Source organism: Streptomyces regalis, assembly GCF_001509475.1.
GTDB lineage: Bacteria > Actinomycetota > Actinomycetes > Streptomycetales > Streptomycetaceae > Streptomyces > Streptomyces regalis.
This window is the reverse complement of the sequence record NZ_LLZG01000184.1, coordinates 1-1,736: the sequence shown is the minus strand read 5'-3', so window position 1 is coordinate 1,736 and position 1,736 is coordinate 1. Positions and strand designations below refer to the sequence as shown.

At 66.9% G+C, this 1,736-nt stretch carries 1 pseudogene; it reads right to left on the bottom strand.

The features are described from left to right. A pseudogene (locus ADL12_RS21360) lies at positions 1-1,681 on the bottom strand (ISAzo13 family transposase); the annotation flags it as partial. Positions 1,682-1,736 lie beyond the last annotated feature (55 nt).

Here is a 1,736-nt window from a genome sequence, read left to right as displayed (position 1 = left end):
GGGGCCCGTATTTCAATAACTGTCAGGGACGGGATTCCGCAGTTGTTCGGGCGTGTAGCTGTTCCAATGTGCGGGCGGGCGATCCGGGGATCGGCGTGACGAGGATCCGGTGCAGGTCCAGGAGCCGTTTTGCGTCCTGGTACTGGATGGACAGGTTGGTGCGGTTGACGCCCAGTAGTTGGGCCAGGAAAGTCATGGTCACCGCTCTGCGGCGGCGCGGGATGGCTGCCAGGAGCCGGTGGGTGTGGTCCACGCTGCTGGTCTGTGGGTGGCGGTAGCTGCGCGGGCGGTGGAAGCGTCGCTGGAATGCTGCCTCGGCCAAGGCGTCTCAGAAGGGCTCCGAGACCGCCACCAGATACTCGAAGGCGGTTCGTGACATGCCGGTCAGGGCCGGATCGGTGAGCATCGCGGTCAGGGCCGGGTCGGTCCGGTGTGTCGTTGCCGGCGCGTCTGGCGCTCGCGGTGGAACGGGAGACAGTGTGTAGTTCCAGTCACCGTGGAAGGCGTTGGGTGTGATCGGAAGGGCGTGGAACTCGGCGGGTGTGACGCTGATGCCGAGGTCGTAGCTGCCTGTGTCCAGTTCGGCCCCGATGGTCAGGCCGGTCTGGGTGGTTGTGGCGGCGATGGTCTCGAGGACGACCTGGTAGCTGGTCAGCGGCCGCCCCCGCCAGTTCGCGGTGATGTGACAGAACATCCGGTGCTCTTTTTTGTTCCACTTCGAAGTCCCCGGCGGTAGGTGACAGACCGTGACCTCCAGGCCGCTCTCTCGTGCGAAGGCGGCAAGGTTGTTTTTCCAGGTCCAGCGGCGGGGGTCGTTGGAGCCGCCGGAGTCGGCGGTGATCAGGAGCCTGCGGGCATTCGGGTGGTCCGCCCGTCCGCGGTGCTGCCACCAGCGTCGGATGGACTCCACCGCGAACTGGGCGGTGTCGTGGTCGGTGCCGACGTTGACCCATCCGCTGTTGTTGGCAATGTCGTAGATCCCGTAGGGGATCGCCATGGGCTGCTCGTTGGTGGTGAACGTGTGGCAGTCCACCTTGATCGCGTTCTTGCCCGGCCGCCAGGTGCGACCGGGCCGGTCCCGGTTGCCGAGCCATTCCTTGGCCTTGGTGTCGACGCTGATCACCGGCTGGGCATCGTCGAGGAACGCGGCGGCGGTGGCATTCAGGTGGGTGAACTGGGCATCGCGGTCCGGATGGCTGATGCTCTCCGTTGTCTTCGCGGTTCCCTGCAGGCTGTAGCCCAGCGTGTGCAGCAGGTGTCCGACGGTTGAAGCGCTGACCGGGTGGCCCTGGGCGGTGAGGGTTGAGGCCAGGGCCCGTAACGACAGCGTGGTCCACCGCAACGGAGAGACGGGGTCGCCTCGGGTGTGCGGCTCGATCAGCGACTCCAGCGCGGGCAGCAGACCAGGGTCGGTGTCAGCCAGCCGCTTGCGGCCCGCACCAGGAGCCCGGACCCGCAGGGTCGGCGAGGAGCAACCGGCCAACTCGGCCATACCACGCGCGATGGTGGCAGTGCTGGTGCCGGAGGCGGCGGCGACCCGGACCATCCCGCCGCGGCCGAGGGCCGTCGCCTCACTGGCCAGGTACAACCGACGGCGGCGCTCATCGAAGTGCGGCAGGATCTGATCGAACTTGGCCCGCAGAGCACGAGCGGCAACGCGGCCTGACAGACACGGGGTCATATCTCAGACTCCCACCAACACCCCTCTGCCGAGCACTTATTGAAATACGGGCCCC